Source organism: Actinoplanes sp. CA-015351 (assembly GCF_050955685.1).
Classification (GTDB): Bacteria; Actinomycetota; Actinomycetes; order Mycobacteriales; family Micromonosporaceae; genus Actinoplanes.
Genome location: NZ_CP192102.1, coordinates 1,841,241 through 1,856,814, shown reverse-complemented (window position 1 = coordinate 1,856,814; position 15,574 = coordinate 1,841,241). Strand labels below are relative to the sequence as shown.

The 15,574-nt window shown below is 68.2% G+C and carries 16 protein-coding genes and 1 pseudogene; 5 read left to right on the top strand and 12 right to left on the bottom strand.

The features are described 5' to 3' along the window. The first annotated feature begins 203 nt into the window (after nt 1–203). From ACQP2E_RS08495 to ACQP2E_RS08480, 4 genes are all read left to right on the top strand, one after another. Complete coding sequence (locus ACQP2E_RS08495) at nt 204–893, top strand: histidine phosphatase family protein (protein ID WP_433829558.1); 690 nt, start codon at nt 204–206, stop codon at nt 891–893. A gap of 61 nt (nt 894–954) precedes the next feature. Continuing rightward, the gene (locus tag ACQP2E_RS08490; RefSeq protein WP_433829556.1) at nt 955–1,467 is read left to right on the top strand and encodes an ArsR/SmtB family transcription factor; all 513 of its coding nucleotides are present in this window, start codon (nt 955–957) and stop codon (nt 1,465–1,467) included. Next, nucleotides 1,440–2,708, top strand: a complete 1,269-nt coding sequence (locus ACQP2E_RS08485; RefSeq protein WP_433829554.1) for an MFS transporter — start codon at nt 1,440–1,442, stop codon at nt 2,706–2,708. Before ACQP2E_RS08490 ends, ACQP2E_RS08485 begins: the two co-directional genes overlap by 28 nt. 33 nt (nt 2,709–2,741) lie before the next feature. Beyond that, a complete protein-coding gene (locus ACQP2E_RS08480; RefSeq protein ID WP_433829552.1) occupies nt 2,742–3,683 on the top strand; it encodes an alpha/beta fold hydrolase in 942 nt (313 codons plus the stop codon). Here ACQP2E_RS08480 and ACQP2E_RS08475 read toward each other — a convergent pair. The 9 genes and pseudogenes from ACQP2E_RS08475 to ACQP2E_RS08435 all read right to left on the bottom strand — a co-directional run bounded on the left by ACQP2E_RS08475 (nt 3,680) and on the right by ACQP2E_RS08435 (nt 11,183). Continuing rightward, nucleotides 3,680–4,414 (bottom strand): maleylpyruvate isomerase family mycothiol-dependent enzyme, encoded by a 735-nt coding sequence (locus ACQP2E_RS08475; protein ID WP_433829550.1) that lies wholly within the window; start codon nt 4,412–4,414, stop codon nt 3,680–3,682. The two genes, ACQP2E_RS08480 and ACQP2E_RS08475, sit on opposite strands and share 4 nt — an antisense overlap. A 73-nt stretch (nt 4,415–4,487) precedes the next feature. After that, nucleotides 4,488–4,895, bottom strand: a pseudogene (locus ACQP2E_RS08470) (metal-sulfur cluster assembly factor); the annotation flags it as partial. A 194-nt stretch (nt 4,896–5,089) separates the two neighbouring features. Continuing rightward, on the bottom strand, nt 5,090–5,545 hold the full coding sequence (sufU, locus tag ACQP2E_RS08465; protein ID WP_433833848.1) for a Fe-S cluster assembly sulfur transfer protein SufU: 456 nt from the start codon (nt 5,543–5,545) through the stop codon (nt 5,090–5,092). After that, nucleotides 5,542–6,771, bottom strand: coding sequence for a cysteine desulfurase (locus ACQP2E_RS08460; RefSeq protein ID WP_433829548.1), 1,230 nt, complete (start codon nt 6,769–6,771; stop codon nt 5,542–5,544). The genes sufU and ACQP2E_RS08460 overlap by 4 nt, the downstream gene beginning before the upstream one ends. Before the next feature lie 9 nt (nt 6,772–6,780). Further along, nucleotides 6,781–7,539, bottom strand: coding sequence for a Fe-S cluster assembly ATPase SufC (sufC, locus tag ACQP2E_RS08455; RefSeq protein ID WP_433829546.1), 759 nt, complete (start codon nt 7,537–7,539; stop codon nt 6,781–6,783). Continuing rightward, entirely contained in the window at nt 7,536–7,868 is a 333-nt protein-coding gene (locus ACQP2E_RS08450; protein ID WP_433829544.1) for a Rieske (2Fe-2S) protein, read from the bottom strand. Before ACQP2E_RS08450 ends, sufC begins: the two co-directional genes overlap by 4 nt. Beyond that, the gene (gene sufD, locus ACQP2E_RS08445; protein ID WP_433829542.1) at nt 7,868–8,995 is read right to left on the bottom strand and encodes a Fe-S cluster assembly protein SufD; all 1,128 of its coding nucleotides are present in this window, start codon (nt 8,993–8,995) and stop codon (nt 7,868–7,870) included. Before sufD ends, ACQP2E_RS08450 begins: the two co-directional genes overlap by 1 nt. Before the next feature lie 41 nt (nt 8,996–9,036). Further along, complete coding sequence (sufB, locus tag ACQP2E_RS08440) at nt 9,037–10,458, bottom strand: Fe-S cluster assembly protein SufB (protein ID WP_433829540.1); 1,422 nt, start codon at nt 10,456–10,458, stop codon at nt 9,037–9,039. After that, nucleotides 10,455–11,183, bottom strand: coding sequence for a helix-turn-helix transcriptional regulator (locus ACQP2E_RS08435; RefSeq protein WP_433829538.1), 729 nt, complete (start codon nt 11,181–11,183; stop codon nt 10,455–10,457). Before ACQP2E_RS08435 ends, sufB begins: the two co-directional genes overlap by 4 nt. Nucleotides 11,184–11,298: 115 nt before the next feature. Here ACQP2E_RS08435 and ACQP2E_RS08430 point away from each other — a divergent pair, with 115 nt between their 5' ends. Beyond that, nucleotides 11,299–12,234 carry a COX15/CtaA family protein gene (locus ACQP2E_RS08430; protein WP_433829536.1) on the top strand — a complete coding sequence of 312 codons (936 nt, stop codon included), beginning with the start codon at nt 11,299–11,301 and terminating at the stop codon, nt 12,232–12,234. Nucleotides 12,235–12,996: 762 nt separating this feature from the next. Here ACQP2E_RS08430 and ACQP2E_RS08425 read toward each other — a convergent pair. The 3 genes from ACQP2E_RS08425 to ACQP2E_RS08415 form a co-directional block, all read right to left on the bottom strand. Further along, entirely contained in the window at nt 12,997–13,890 is an 894-nt protein-coding gene (locus ACQP2E_RS08425; protein ID WP_433829534.1) for an ATP-grasp domain-containing protein, read from the bottom strand. Then, complete coding sequence (locus tag ACQP2E_RS08420; RefSeq protein WP_111650170.1) at nt 13,891–14,184, bottom strand: hypothetical protein; 294 nt, start codon at nt 14,182–14,184, stop codon at nt 13,891–13,893. Between the two features lie 216 nt (nt 14,185–14,400). Beyond that, the gene (locus ACQP2E_RS08415; RefSeq protein ID WP_433833846.1) at nt 14,401–15,330 is read right to left on the bottom strand and encodes a heme o synthase; all 930 of its coding nucleotides are present in this window, start codon (nt 15,328–15,330) and stop codon (nt 14,401–14,403) included. Nucleotides 15,331–15,574 lie beyond the last annotated feature (244 nt).

The window sequence follows — 15,574 nt, the reverse complement described above, 5'->3', positions numbered from 1 at the left end:
CCGGCTGGCACCCGGCGCTGCCTCCCGGGCAGCTTGACAGCACTGACAGCCAGCCGGACGGCGCGGCGCTGGTGGTGACTCGTCGGAGATCAAGTGATCTATGCGGATTCGTTCCCGGCCGGTACGTCAACCATTGATTACGTGATGCTTCTCCTTGGTTTCGGAACGTGACCGGAACGCCCTTTCCTCGATAGGGTCCGATCATGGTCGCTGAGCTGATTCTGGTCCGGCACGGGCAGAGCCTGGCCAACGTCGCCTTTCCCGCCGCCGACGCCGCGGGCCTTCTGGAGGTGGAGTTCAGCGGACGTGACTCCGAGGTTCCGCTCACTCCCGCCGGCGAGGAGCAGGCCGCCGCTCTCGGTCGCTGGATCGCCACCCTCCCGCCGGAGAATCGGCCACAGGTGGTGATCACGTCGCCATATCTGAGGGCTCGCGAGACCTGGCGCATCGCCGCCGAGGCATCCGGTCTGGATCTGCCCGAGCCGAGCACCGACAACCGGCTCGTCGATCGGCTCATGGGTGAGCTGGAACTGCTCACCCGGGCCGCGGTCGCCGCCCGTTTTCCCGGCGAGGCGGACCGGCGTGCCGAGGTGGGCGAATACGAGTACGCCCCTCCGGCCGGCGAGTCGTTCGCCGACATCCGGGTCCGGCTCGCCTCGTTCCTCGACGACCTGCGCCGCGAACAGAACGGAAAGCGGGTGGTCGTGGTCGCCCACGACTCGATCGTGCTCATGATGCGAGCCGTCGTCGAGGATCTCGACTGGGACAAAGTGCTCGCCGTCGAAGCCGAGTCGGGCTATGTCCGCAACGCGTCGATCAGCCGTTTCGCCGACCAGGACGGCCGCCTCACCCTGGACCGATACAACGTGATCGACCATTTGCCACCGGCGTGAAAGCTCGATATGCATAGACGACCATCTTGCAAAGGTATATTTGCAAACTTATCTTTGGATGATGCCCGCAACCCTCGGCCCACAGTCCTTGCGTGGTCTCGCGCACCCTTTGCGCGTACGCATCCTGCGTGTCCTGCGTGAGCAGGGCGCCTCGACCGCGACGCGCCTGGCTGGTCTTCTGGGTGAGAGTTCCGGCGCCACCAGTTATCACCTGCGGCAGCTCGCCGGTTATGGCTTCGTCGAGGAGGAGCCACGGCGCGGGCCCGGGCGGGAACGCTGGTGGCGGCCGACCGTTCCGGAGGACGCGCCGGTGGGTTTGCGGGCGGAAGCGGTAGCCGATTTTCAGCGGGTGCAGGACTTCCTGGCGGTCGCCGGGATGGTCCCCGACGAGTGGGGCGGCAGCGTGACCATCGGCAACCGGGCGCTGCGGCTCACCCCGTCCCAGGCCGCTGAGCTGCTCGTACGCATTGACGGAGTGCTAGCCGACTATCCGGCCGACCAGCCCGGCGAGGAAGCGCCGACGGACACCGGAAGGGTGGTGTTCCAATGGCAGTCGTTCCCGCAAATCCGATGAATCGCCAGCTCGTCGTCCTCCTCGCCGCCGAGGGGATCTCGATGCTCGGCAGCCGGATCACCTTCGTGGCGCTGCCGTGGCTGGTCCTGACCAGCACCGATTCGGCCCTGCTTGCCGGGGTGGCCGGGTTCGCCGAGATGGTTCCGTACATTCTCGCCGGCCTGATCGGCGGCCCGATCGTCGACCGGGTCGGCCCGCGACCCACCGCCGTGGTGGCCGACGCGGCAAGTGTGCTCGCGGTCGCCGGCATCCCATTGTTCGCGTTCTATCAGAGCGCCTCCCTCGGCGTCCTGCTCGCGCTGATCGCGCTCGCCGGCGCGCTGCGCGGGTTCGGCGACGCGGCCAAGCGCGCGCTTCTCCCCTGCACGATCGCCGCGGCCGGCGTCTCCACCGAGCGCGGGACCACGCTCTACGACGGTGTCTCCCGCGCGTCGACCCTGGTCGGGCTGCCGCTGGCCGGGCTGCTGATCGCCGCTTTCGACCCGGCGACCGTGCTCCTCTTCGACGCCGCGACCTTCGGCGTCGCGGCCGTTCTGATCGGCGCGCTTCTGCGTGTCGGCTTCGCCGACGCTGCCGCTTGCGACGAGACCGAGGAGCATGGGTACGGGGCCGCCCTGCGCAACGGTTTCCGGTACGTCCGCGACGACCGGCTGATCCTCGGCGTGATGTCGCTGCTCTTCGTGACCAACATGTTCGATCAGGCGTACGCCACGGTTTTCGTACCCGTGTGGGTTCGTGAGGGTCCGCACGGACCCGCAGCCCTCGGGGTTGTCGGCACGGCGTTCGGGCTCGGTGCGGTGGCCGGGAACATCCTGTACACCGTCATCGCGCCACGGCTGCCCCGGCGGCGTACGTTCGGAATCTGTTTTTTCGTCGGCGGGCCGGCTCAGCTGATCGCACTCGCGTTCACCAACGAGGTCTGGGTCGTGCTGACCACCGCGGCGATCTCCGGGGCGCTGATGTCCACAGTGAACCCGATCCTGCTGGCGGCGGTCTACCGGCGGATCCCGGCGCACATGCACGGCCGGGTGTTCAGCGTGCTGATCTCGGTGTCCTGGGCGGGCATTCCGCTCGGTGGCGTGCTGGGCGGCTGGGTGACCGACGTGCTCGGGCTGCGAACGGCGGCGCTGCTCGCCGCGATCGGATATCTCGCGGTGACCGCGGCCCCGTTCGTCTTCCCGGCGTGGCAGGCCCTGGACCGCGCCGAGCCGGCGGCCCGCAAAGCGGTGGCAGCCGTCTGACAACCGTCGATAGATGCCGGATAGGGTCGCCGAATGCTTTTAGCTCATGATATTTCCGGCACCGGCCCGGCCGTCCTCCTGCTCCACTCGACCGTCGCCGACCGCCGGATGTGGGACCCGCAGGTCCCGGCGCTGACCGCCGCCGGCCACCAGGTCGTCCGGTGTGACCTGCGCGGCTATGGCGAGTCCCCGATTCCGATCGGCGCCGACTGGGACGAGGCCGACGACGTGGCCGCCCTGCTCGACTCCCTCGGCATCACCCGCACGGCGATCATCGCAGCGTCCGGCGGCGGCCGGGTCGCGCTCGAGTTCGCGGTCCGCTGGCCGGACCGGGTGGCCTCTCTCGCGCTGCTCTGCACCGCGCTGCGTGGTCACGAGCCGAGCGCCGCGCTGCGCGAGTTCGGCGACAGCGAGGACACTCTGCTGGAGGCCGGGGACGTAGCCGGCGCGACCGACCTCAACGTCAACCTCTGGCTGGGCCCGGAGGCAGGCGAGGACCAAAAATCTTTGGTACGCACCATGCAACGCAACGCCTTCGACGTCCAGCTGGCCGCCGAAGAGGCAGCACCCGCCGAGCAGTCCGAAGCTCAGCCAGCCGCAGCCCTCGACACCACCAGCGCGGCCGCAGCCCTCGACACCACCAGCGGGGCTGTAACGCTCGACACCACCAGCGAGGCCGCAGCGTCGGCCGCAGACGAGCCGCAGGACGCCGCAGCGCAGTCCCCCGCCAAGCCCGCGTCAGACGCCGACCGCGAGCCGGCTGCCGCTTTCGCCTCGATCACCGCGCCGACCCTGCTGATCTCCGGTGCGCACGACCTCCCCGATTTCCACGAGATCGCCGTCCAGCTCGTGAAAACCCTGCCGCACGCCCGCCACCAGGAACTCTCCTGGGCCGGCCACCTGCCCAACCTGGAACGCCCCGACCTGCTGAACCCGATCCTCACCGCCTTTCTCGCGGATCCCGCCAAGCGCTAGACCTTGCTCCAATCGCGGAGCTGGTCGGCCACCTCGCGGTCACCGTCGACCCGGATGTCGGTCAGCTCGATCCGGCGGTAGAGCGCCAGCACCAGCTCACTCGCCTTCCCCTGCAGGCGGGTGACCGGGTCGCCGCTGGCGGCCGGGCCGACGGTCACCCCGGCCGGGGACAGATCGACCGTCCAGGACGGACCCTCCAAGGCCTGAAACTCGATGCGGGCCGGGCGGTGCGGCCACGCGCCGAGTGAGCGCAGGGGGACCTCGAGGAACTCGCCCACGCCGTCGACAGCGATCGCCGCGGGCAGCGGCTCCGGTTTGCCGAGCGCCTCCTGCGCGTCGAACGCGTGCACGGCCGCCTCCTGCACCTGGTGACGGGCCACCGCGCGAACCGTGTGCGGAGCGGCTGACTCCGGCCACCAGGCCCAGGAAGGCGCCTCCGGGCCGGCGGCGCGCAGTGCCTCCAGCAACAGCCCTGTCGACTCGGCCGACCAGTCCAGGAGGTCGCCGCCCGGCACGGCACTGTCCCGCGGCGGCGGAGCGGACGGGTCGCCGGCCCGGGCCGCGGAAGCCCAGAAGCGGTGGACGTGGCCGAGGTGCAGGACCAGATCACGCACGGACCAGCCGGGACAGCCGGCGACCGGGGCGGTGAGGTCGTCGGCGGCCTCCCGCAGCGCGGCTGACCGTGACTCGATCAGCGACAGCAGCTCGGGAAAGGGCGGTGTCGATGCCATTCCCCGGTTCTACCACCGGGGTACGACAAAGGGCGGCGCGCTTCGCAGCGCACCGCCCTAATGACGTACGAAATCAGACGTTGAAGCCGAGAGCCCGCAACTGCTCTCGCCCGTCGTCGGTGATCTTGTCGGGGCCCCACGGCGGCAGCCACACCCAGTTGATCCGGAAGTCCTGCACGAGCCCGCCACCGGGGCCGGTGGTCAGCGCCTGCCGGGTCTGGTCCTCGATCACGTCGGTCAGCGGGCAGGCCGCCGACGTCAGCGTCATGTCGAGGGTGACCACGTTGTCGTCGTCGACGTGGGTGCCGTAGACCAGGCCCAGGTCAACCACGTTGATGCCGAGCTCGGGGTCGACGACGTCCTTCATCGCTTCCTCGACCTCGTCCTGGGTCGCCTTGCGAACCGGCGCCTTGTCCGTGGCGGCAGCCGAACCGGCGACATCAGCGGAACCGGCGACATCAGCGGGCTCAGTGGAACCGGAGGCGTCGGCGGGCTCAGCGGAACCGGGGGCGTCGGCAGCCGCCGAAACGCTCGCCTCGGGAACCGCGACCGGCTCACCGGCCTCGGCGGCTTCGGCGCGCTCGTCGGCGAGCCAGCCCGGAACCTCGTCGGCAGCCGCGTCGCCGGCAAAACCGTACGCAGTGGCAACTGTCTGGACAGAATCGGTCTTGTCGCTCATGCCTTCACCTCCGGGCCAACGCCCACGTCAACGCCGGCACGCACGGCCGCGTCCTTGAACGCCATCCACGGCAGCAGCGCGCACTTCACCCGGGCCGGGAACTTCGCGACCCCGGCGAACGCGATGCCGTCGCCAAGCACTTCCTCGTCCGGCTCGATCTGGCCGCGGCCCTGCATCAGATCCAGGAAAGCCTGGTGGATCTCCGAAGCCGTCGCCGCGTCCCGGCCCTGGAGCAGCTCGTGCAGCACCGAGGCCGAGGCCTGGCTGATCGAACACCCAAGGCCGTCGTACGAAATTTCCGACAAGTCGGAGTTGACCCGCACGGTGATCTCGTCGCCGCACGTCGGGTTGACGTGGTGCGCCTCCCCGTCGAACGGGTCACGCAGACCCTTGCCGTGCGGATGCTTGTAGTGATCGAGGATGATCTCCTGGTACAGCCCGTCGAGCATCAGCCGAACACCTTCCGCACCTGGTCGAGACCGCGTGCCAGGGCATCGATCTCGTCCGTCGTCGTGTACAGGTAGAACGAGGCCCGCGTCATCGCCGGAACGCTGAAGCGGGAGCAGACCGGCCGCGCGCAGTGGTGGCCGACACGCACCTCGACACCGAGGGCGTCGAGGATCTGTCCCACGTCGTGAGGGTGTACCCCGTCGACGCCGAACGACACCGTTCCGCCCCGGCCCTCGGTGGTGGCCGGCCCGAAGATCCGCACACCCTTGATGCTGGTCAGCGCGTCCAAGGCGTACGCCGTGATCGCCTGCTCGTGCTGGTGGATCGCCTCCATGCCCAGCCCGGTCAGGTAGTCCACCGCGGCACCGAGGCCGATGGCCTGCGTGATCGGCGGGGTGCCGGCCTCGAAACGGGCCGGCGGGGCGGCGTAGGTCGTACCCGTCATGGTGACCGTCTCGATCATCGAGCCGCCGCCGAGGAACGGCGGCAGCTGCGCGAGAAGGTCGAACCGGCCCCACAGCACACCGATGCCGGTCGGGCCGGCCATCTTGTGCCCGGTGAAGGCGATCAGGTCGGCGCCGAGGGTCCGCACGTCGATCGGCAGGTGCGGGACGGACTGCGAGCAGTCGAGAACCAGCAGGGCGCCGACTTCCCGCGTCCGTACGGAGATATCCGAAAAATCATTGATGGTGCCCAAGACATTGGACATGTGCACCAGCGACACGATCTTGGTGCGCTCGTTGATCAGCGCGTCAAGATCAGTCTTGTCGAGCCGGCCGTCGTCAGTGATCCCGAACCAGCGCAGGGTCGCGCCGGTCCGCTCACAGAGCAGCTGCCACGGAACCAGGTTCGAGTGGTGCTCCATCTCGGAGATCACCACCTCGTCGCCCGGCCCGAGCCGCAGGTGCTGCCCGGCCGAGTGCGCGACCAGGTTCAGCGCCTCGGTGGAGTTCTTGGTGAAGACCACCTCGTCCGGGCTGCCCGCGCCGATGAAGGCGGCGATGCGAGCCCGCGCGCCCTCGTACGCCTCGGTCGACTCGGTGCCGAGCGTGTGCACGGAGCGGGACACGTTGCCGTTGTACCGCTCCTGGTGCGCACGCATGACGTCGAGCACCTGCACAGGTTTCTGCGAGGTGTTGGCGCTGTCCAAGTAGACCAGCGGGTGGCCGTTGACCTCCCGCTCGAAGATCGGGAAGTCCTTACGGACCTGCTCGACGTCGAAGCTCATCAAAACCTCTCAGGCCTTGGTCAGGAACTTCTCGTAACCCTCGACCTCGAGCCGCTCGGCCAGCTCCGGGCCGCCCTCTTCGACGATCTTGCCGCCGACGAAGACGTGCACGAAGTCCGGCTTGATGTAGCGCAGGATCCGGGTGTAGTGGGTGATCAGCAGGAAGCCGGTCGTGCCGGTCGCGCGGACCCGGTTCACACCCTCGCTGACGATCCGCAGCGCGTCGATGTCGAGACCGGAGTCGGTCTCGTCGAGGATCGCGATCTTCGGCTTCAGCAGCTCGAGCTGCATGATCTCGTGACGCTTCTTCTCACCACCGGAGAAGCCCTCGTTCACGTTGCGCTGCGCGAACGCGGGGTCCATCTGCAGCTTCTCCATGGCGCCGCGCAGCTCGCCGGCCCAGGTACGCAGCTTCGGCGCCTCGCCGTCGATCGCGGTCTTCGCGGTACGCAGGAAGTTGGCCACCGAGACACCGGGGACCTCGACCGGGTACTGCATCGCGAGGAAGAGACCGGCCCGGGCGCGCTCGTCGACGCTCAGCTCGTGCACGTCCACGCCGTCGAGGGTGACCGAACCACCGGTGATCTCGTACTTCGGGTGTCCGGCGATGGAGTACGCCAGGGTCGACTTGCCGGAGCCGTTCGGACCCATGATCGCGTGGGTCTCGCCGGCTTTCACGGTGAGGTCGACACCGGCCAGGATCGGCTTCAGCTGGCCCTCGGGCAGCTTCACCGAAACCTGCAGGTCACGGATCTCCAGGGTGCTCACGGATCTACTCCATTACTCGGTGTCGTCGAAACGTAGATGTCGCCGTCGCGGATCTCGACGGGGTAGACCGCCACTGAATCGATGGCGGGTGGTCCGGAGGGTTCACCGGTGCGCAGGTCGAAGCGGGAGCCGTGCAGCCAGCACTCGAGAGTGCAGCCGTCCACCTCCCCTTCGGAGAGTGCCACGGAGGCGTGACTGCACTCGTCACGCACCGCGTAGAAGTTGTCGTCGTCGGCGTGCACGACCGCGACCTCGACACCGTCGACCTCCACCTGGAGGGCGGTGCCTTTGGCCACGTCGGTCACCGGTCCGACGTACTCGAAGTCCACTATGAACCGGCCTCGACCAGGCGAGCCTCGATGGTGTCACCGAGGCGCTCACGCAGCTCCTCGACCGGGATCTTGTTGATCAGCTCGGCGAAGAAGCCGCGAACCACCAGCTTGCGGGCCTCACCCTCGGGGATGCCGCGGGCCATCAGGTAGAACAGCTGCTCGTCGTCGAAACGACCGGTCGCGCTCGCGTGCCCGGCACCGGCGACCTCACCGGTCTCGATCTCCAGGTTCGGCACCGAGTCGGCCCGGGCCCCATCGGTGAGGATGAGGTTGCGGTTGATCTCGTACGTGTCGGTGCCGGTCGCGGTCGCCCGGATCAGCACGTCGCCGACCCAGACGGTGTGCGCCGACGCGCCCTGCAGCGCGCCGCGGTAACCCACGTTGCTCCGGCAGTCCGGAACGCTGTGGTCAACGAGCTGCCGGTGCTCCTGGTGCTGCCCGGCCGTCGCGAAGTAGAGCCCGAAAAGCTCGGCGTCGCCACCGCGCCCGGCGTACTCAACGCTGGTGAATTGGCGTACCAGATCTCCGCCAAGGGTGACCTGCAGGTGCTGGACGTGCGCGTCCTTGCCGACCCGGATCTTGACGTGCTGGGCCTGGACCGCGTCGCGGTCCCACTCCGCGAGGGTGATGAACGTCAGCTGGGCGCTGTCGCCGACCACGACCTCGATGTTGTCCGCGAGCGTGACCGAGCCGGACTGCTCCAGCACGATCGTGGCCTTGGCGAAGTTGCCCACCTTCACAAAGGTGCGGGCCGCCGCGGCGTCACCGCCCTTGCCGACCAGGCGGATCACCACGGCCTCGGCGGGCTCGGCCTCGGCCGCCACCTCGATCACGGTGACGCCGGCGGCCGAGCCGTACGCGAGCGCGCTGACCCGGTCGAACGGCGTGAGCACCGGGTCGACGTCGTCGGCGGTCGAGACCGTCACGCCGGCCGGCAGGTCGCCGAATTCGACGCTCGGCGCCGCGCCGGTCAGCGACGTGGCCTTGACCAGGTCACCAAGCCGCTTGAGCGGGGTGAAGCGCCACTCCTCCTCCAGGCCGTTCAGTGCCGGGAATTCGGTGACGTCGAAGGAGCGCAGCACCTGCGACTTGGTGCTCGGCGGGGCGATGGCCTCGGTTGTCATCTCGTCCTTTGAGAGTCTCTGTCAGTCGTTGAAAAGTGCGGTCAGCCGACCGCACCCTCCATCTGCAGCTCGATCAGGCGGTTCAGCTCCAGGGCGTACTCCATCGGGAGCTCCTTGGCGATCGGCTCGATGAAGCCACGCACGATCATCGCCATCGCCTCGTCCTCGGTGAGGCCACGGCTCATCAGGTAGAAGAGCTGGTCCTCGCTGACCTTGGAGACGGTCGCCTCGTGACCCATGTTCACGTCGTCCTCGCGGATGTCGACGTACGGGTACGTGTCCGAGCGGGAGATCGTGTCGACCAGGAGCGCGTCGCACTTGACCGTGCTCTTCGAGCTCGACGAGCCTTCCAGCACCTGGACCAGGCCGCGGTACGACGTCCGGCCACCACCACGGGCGATCGACTTCGAGATGATCGTCGACGAGGTGTGCGGCGCGGCGTGCACCATCTTGGCGCCGGAGTCCTGGTGCTGACCCTCGCCGGCCATGGCGATCGAGAGAACCTCGCCCTTGGCGTGCGCGCCGGTCATGTAGACCGCCGGGTACTTCATCGTCACCTTGGAGCCGATGTTGCCGTCGACCCACTCCATGGTCGCGCCCTCTTCACAGGTGGCGCGCTTGGTGACCAGGTTGTAGACGTTGTTCGACCAGTTCTGGATCGTCGTGTACCGGACGCGGGCGTTCTTCTTCACCACGATCTCGACGACCGCGGAGTGCAGCGAGTCGGACGAGTAGATCGGGGCGGTGCAGCCCTCGACGTAGTGGATGTAGCTGCCCTCGTCGGCGATGATCAGCGTCCGCTCGAACTGGCCCATGTTCTCGGTGTTGATCCGGAAGTACGCCTGCAGCGGGATGTCGACGTGCACACCCTTCGGCACGTAGATGAACGAGCCGCCGGACCACACGCTGGTGTTCAGCGCGGCGAACTTGTTGTCGCCGACCGGGATGACGGTGCCGAAGTACTCCTTGAAGAGTTCCTCGTGCTCGCGCAGCGCGGTGTCGGTGTCCAGGAAGAGGACGCCCTGCTGCTCCAGGTCCTCACGGATCGCGTGGTAGACGACCTCGGACTCGTACTGCGCGGCGACACCGGAGACCAGGCGCTGCTTCTCCGCCTCGGGGATGCCGAGCTTGTCGTACGTCGACTTGATGTCGGCCGGCAGGTCGTCCCAGGTGGCGGCCTGCTTCTCGGTGGAGCGCACGAAGTACTTGATGTTCTGGAAGTCGATGCCGGTGAGGTCGGCGCCCCAGTTCGGCATGGGCTTGCGGTCGAACAGCCGCAGACCCTTCAGACGCAGGTCGAGCATCCACTGGGGCTCGCTCTTCAGCGCCGAGATGTTGCGCACCACAGCTTCGGACAGTCCGCGCTGCGCCGTGGCACCGGCGGTGTCGGTGTCGGCCCAGCCGTACTCGTACCGACCCAGAGCGGCGAGGTGCTCTTCCTGAGTGACGATCTGGTCAGTCATGTATCTGTCCTAACCGTGATTGCGGTGGGTGCGTACTGCGTGCCGGGAATGTGCGTGGTGCACACCCCGTCACCGTGCGCGATGGTGGCGAGACGCTGGACGTGGGTGCCGACGAGCCGAGAGATGACTTCGGTCTCGGCGTCGCACAGCTGAGGAAACTCGGCAGCCACGTGAGCCACCGGGCAGTGATGCTGGCACAGTTGCCCACCGGACGCGATCGTGGTCGCGCTGGCAGCGTAACCCTCGGCGGTCAATGCCTCGGCGAGTGCCTCGGCCCGTGCCATCGGATCGGATCCGGCGGACAGTATCGCGGCTCGCAGACGCTCCTCGAGCGCTTGGACCTGGGCCGCTGCGAACGCGCTCAATGCCTCCGGACCGTGCTGCTCGGCTATCCATCGCAGCGCGGCGGTGGCGATGCCGTCGTAGTGGTGCGGGTTGTTGCGGTCATCGCGGCCGGCGGCCGTGAGAACGAATGCCTTGGCCGGGCGGCCTCGTCCACGAGGCTTGTCCTGGCGTAGCTCGCGCGTCTCGACGAGATCCTCGGCGAGCATGGCGTCGAGGTGCTTGCGAATGGCGGCCGGGCTCAAGCCTAGCTCGGCTCCGAGCTCCGCCGCGGTGGCCGCGCCACGCTCCAGGAGCAGGCGGGCGACACGGTCCCGGGTGCGCCCGTCCGAGGCGGTGGCGGACGCCACCACACTCGTCGGTATCAGCACCACGTTTTTCACTACGGCAACGTTACGTATTTCCGCGAGGGCCCGCAAACCAAACCCCGGTGATCCACCACACCGGTGACCGGAGCTGCCAAAATTCGTGTCGTACCTCGCGCGTACGATCCGTCGGGTGAAGTACTCCGTGCTGCGCCCGCTGGCCCTCGCGTCGCTGATCGCCAATGCCGCGCTGATCGTCACCGGTGCCGCGGTCCGGCTCACCGGGTCCGGTCTCGGCTGCCCGACATGGCCGAAATGCACCGACGACTCCTACACGACGACGTCCGAGATGGGCGTCCACGGGATGATCGAGTTCGGCAACCGCCTGCTCACCTTCGTCCTGGTCGCCCTGGCGTTCGCCACGTTCTTCGCCGCGCTGCTCAACCGCCCGCGCCGCAAATCGCTGATCGTGCTCTCCGTCGTGGTCGCGCTCGGCATCCCCGGCCAGGGCATCGTCGGCGGCATCACGGTCCTCACCAACCTCAACCCGTGGGTCGTGGGCATCCACTTCCTGCTCTCGATCGCGCTGATCGCCGGTTGCTACGCCCTCTGGCGCCGCATCGACGAGGGCGACGGCAAGCCGATCCCGCTGGTCCCGGCCCCGATCCGGCACCTCGCCTGGATCACCGCGACGGTCAGCCTCGCCGTGATCACCGTCGGCGTCATCGTCACCGGCAGCGGCCCGCACGCCGGCGACCAGGGCGCCAAACGCAACGGCCTCGACCCCGCCGCCATCTCCCAGGTCCACGCCGACCTGGTCTTTCTCCTGATCGGCCTCTCGGTCGCCCTCTGGTTCGCCCTCCGCGCGATCAACGCCCCCGCCCCGGCCATCCGCGCCGCAGGCGTCCTGATCCTGGTCGAATTCGGTCAGGGCATCATCGGCTTCGTCCAGTACTTCACCCACCTCCCCGTCCTCCTGGTCGCCGCCCACATGCTCGGCGCCGCCATCACCTGGACAGCCACCCTCGCCGTCCTCTGGTCCCTCCGCACCCGCCCAGAGCTAAAACCGGCAAACCCTTCCAAAGACCTCGCCGACTACCCCACCGCCAACGAACCGGTCACCGCCTAACCCTTTTTCAGTACGCGTAACCGCACAGCTCTCGTCAGTCCCCCGCGAGCCCCGGCGGTGCCCCAGGCCGCAGCGCGCCTCTCGCGACACGTCGCCGCCGGCTTTCCGCGCGCCAGGCCGTAACGTGACCGTCTCGCCGGGCCAGGCCCATTCGCGCGGCATGGTCGGTGCCGGTCAAGCTGGCTCGCCATGCGGGCTGGGCGCATCCAGGCCGTTGCGCCGCCCGAGCCGCTTGCATGGTCCCGGCCACGCCGGCCGAGATTTTGGGCCATCGCCCGGCAACCGAGATCTTGAGCGCAGAAGGGCGATGAGCGCACACACCGAAGTGACGAGCCGTAGCCCAGCGAGATCATCCGGCCTGATGACCTACATCGGCTACGGCTGAGCCCGCCAGCCCCACCCCGAGCCGTAGCCCAGCGAGATCATCCGGCCTGATGACCTACATGCCCTACGGCTCGCCCACACCCGCCCACCCGGGGGGCGCGGGTGCAGCCTTGCGTTGCAAGCCGCCCGCGTTACGGCCGCGACCTTGCACCCAGCCTGAACGGCGCAACGGCCCGAGTGCGCGCCCACCTCGCCTGGCGAGCCAGCCCGACCTGGCACTCACCGCACGCCGCGCGAAGGAACCTGAACCAGCGACCCGGCCGCGTCACGGCCTGGCCGCGCCGGGAGGCCGGCGGTGAGGGGCGGGGCTGGGGTGGCCGGCGACGTGGCGCGAGAGGCGCGCTGCGGCCTGGGGCACCGCCGGGGCTCGCGGGGGACTCACGAGAGCTGTGCGGTTACCCGTATCAAAATGGCGTCGGCCAAGCGGGCGGCTGCTGCCGGGGCTGAGCGCAGGAAAAGGCTGGGTTCGGTGAGTTCCAGCTCGATCAGCGTGGGGGTGCCGTCCGGGCCGGGGATCAGGTCGACCCTGGCGTAGAGGAGCTGCGAGGTTCCGCCGGGGATCGCGGCCAGGACGTTGGCCGCCACCTCCAGCTCGGCCTCGGAGGGCACGCGAGGCGTGATGGTCTCGTCGCCCGGCTTGATCGTGCCGTCGGCGGGGCCGGTCAGCATGGGGCCCTTGCGGATGGCGTGGCTGAACGACAGCTCGCCGGACGCCGACGGAGTGCAGAGCAGCGCGGTCTCGCCTGCCGTGTCGACCGCCTGCAGATAGGGCTGGATCATCACGGTCCGGCCGGCCGCGTGCAGGCGGTCGACCAGAGCTGATGCCTGCTCGCTCTGGGCCGGGAACGCGTAGCGGCCGGTGTCCTGGCTGCCGGCGCTGATCGTCGGCTTGACCACCCACTCGCCCTCGGCCGGCGGTTTCCAGGTCCGGCCCGGAGCGACGAACTCGGTGGGGATGGTCGGGATGCCGGCGGCGGCGAGGTCGCGGAGGTAGACCTTGTCGGTGTTCCACTCGACGATGCCGGCCGGGTTCACCAGCCGGGGCACGCGGTGCGCCCAGGCGACGAACTCGTCGTGGCGGGCCACGTAATCCCACGGGGAGCGGATGACCGTGAGGTCGTAACGGGACCAGTCCGCGGACTCGTCGTCCCAGCGGACCGCCTCGACGATCACCCCGCGCTCGCGCAAGGCGTCGCGCAGGGGGTGATCGTCGTCCCAGAGGTCAGGAAAGGTCGCGCACGTCACGAGTGCGACCCGGTGGGCGGTGCTCATTCAGCGGGCCATGCTCCGGCGCGCCATCGAACGCCACAGGTCGTTGCTCGGCCGCATCTGCTCCAGGAGCTCCCGCTCCCACTCGTTCTCCACGGCGACGCCGGCCTGCTCGCAAGCCTCGCGAGCGACACCGGTGTCCTGGGCGAACTGGTCGGACCACTCGCCGTCCTCTCCGACGAGGACGATGCGGGCGCCGCGCTTACCGACGTACTCGATCACCGCCTTGGCGCCGTCGTGCTCGGCGGCGAAAGACTTGATCTCGCGGGTCAGTGTCGTAACGGAACCTTCTGCCATAGGTCGCAGCCTAGGCATGCAAGGAGGCCCCGTGGGTAACTCCGGACTTGTTTTGTGACTCCAATTACCAGCAGGTTTCGTAATCTGCGACATTGTTATGAGCTGATTACGTCCGAATTGTCGGGTCCACCAATATCAACCCAACGAGTGACGGACAGTAACTGACACTGATCACAATCCGGACATCCGGTGCGACGAAAACCAGGACGGTGACGCTTAGATGAGAGCGTCGACGGCGATCGCCATGAAGACCACGGTCAGATAAGTGATCGACAAGTGGAACAGCCGCATCGGGTTGACCGTGTCACCCGCCCGGGTCTTGACCACGAGCCGGATCGCCTCGGCGAGGAAGACGAGGCCCATCACGATGGCGGTCACGCCGTAGATCGGTCCGAGACCGAGCGGCCAGGCCGCGAGCGAGGCGACCACAGTGAGGACGGTGTAGACCAGGATTTCGAAATTGACCCTGCTCATCGACCGGACAACGGGGAGCATCGGAATGCCGGCCCGCGCGTAGTCGTCCTTGTACTTCACCGCGAGCGCGTAGAAGTGCGGCATCTGCCAAAAGAAAACAACCGCGAAAAGCGCCCAGGCCAGCGGCGGGATGGACCCGGTCACCGCGGCCCAGCCGATCACCACGGGCGCGGCACCGCAGGCGCCACCCCAGAAGGTGTTCGCCGGGGTCCGGCGCTTCAGCCACATCGTGTAGATCACGTCGTAGTAGAAGATCGACGCTGCGGTGAGGACAGTGGCGAGCCAGTTGGTGAGCAACGCCATGACCACGAGCGACACGACCGACAGCGTCAATCCGAAGATCAGCACGGCACGCGGCGTGAGCTGGTTCGCCGGCAGTGGACGGCGTTTGGTCCGCCGCATCAACTGGTCGATGTCGCGGTCGATGTAGCAATTGAGGACGCTCGCCCCGCCACCCGCGAGACCGCCTCCGACCAGGACCGCCGCGAACGTCACGGGGTCGGGCCAGCCGCCTGCGGCCAGCATCATGGTCGGCACGGTGGTTACTAAAAGGAGCTCGACGATCTGCGGCTTGGTGAGCGCCAGGTACGCCCGGAGAAGCGCTATCCGGTCACGTGGCGCGTGCTCCGCCACGCCGGGCGACCGTCGGTGGACGGGACGCTCGGTGATCATGCTCACGGACAGCCACCTTCCGGCATCGGCTTTATTTCGCGGCCGTTGCCGGGTATTCACCCAGCGGCTCGCCCGGACAGCCTACGCGCAGTCGTCTGCGCTGCTCGGGGCACCCGGTACGGGTGCAGACGGTCACACCACTTGATCCGGCGTGTCCGCTCACAGCGTATGTGCCTAGGGCGTTCACTGCGCACGTGTTTAGCCCGACTGGATAGGGTCAAGCCGAAAAGGGTTCCATTATTTT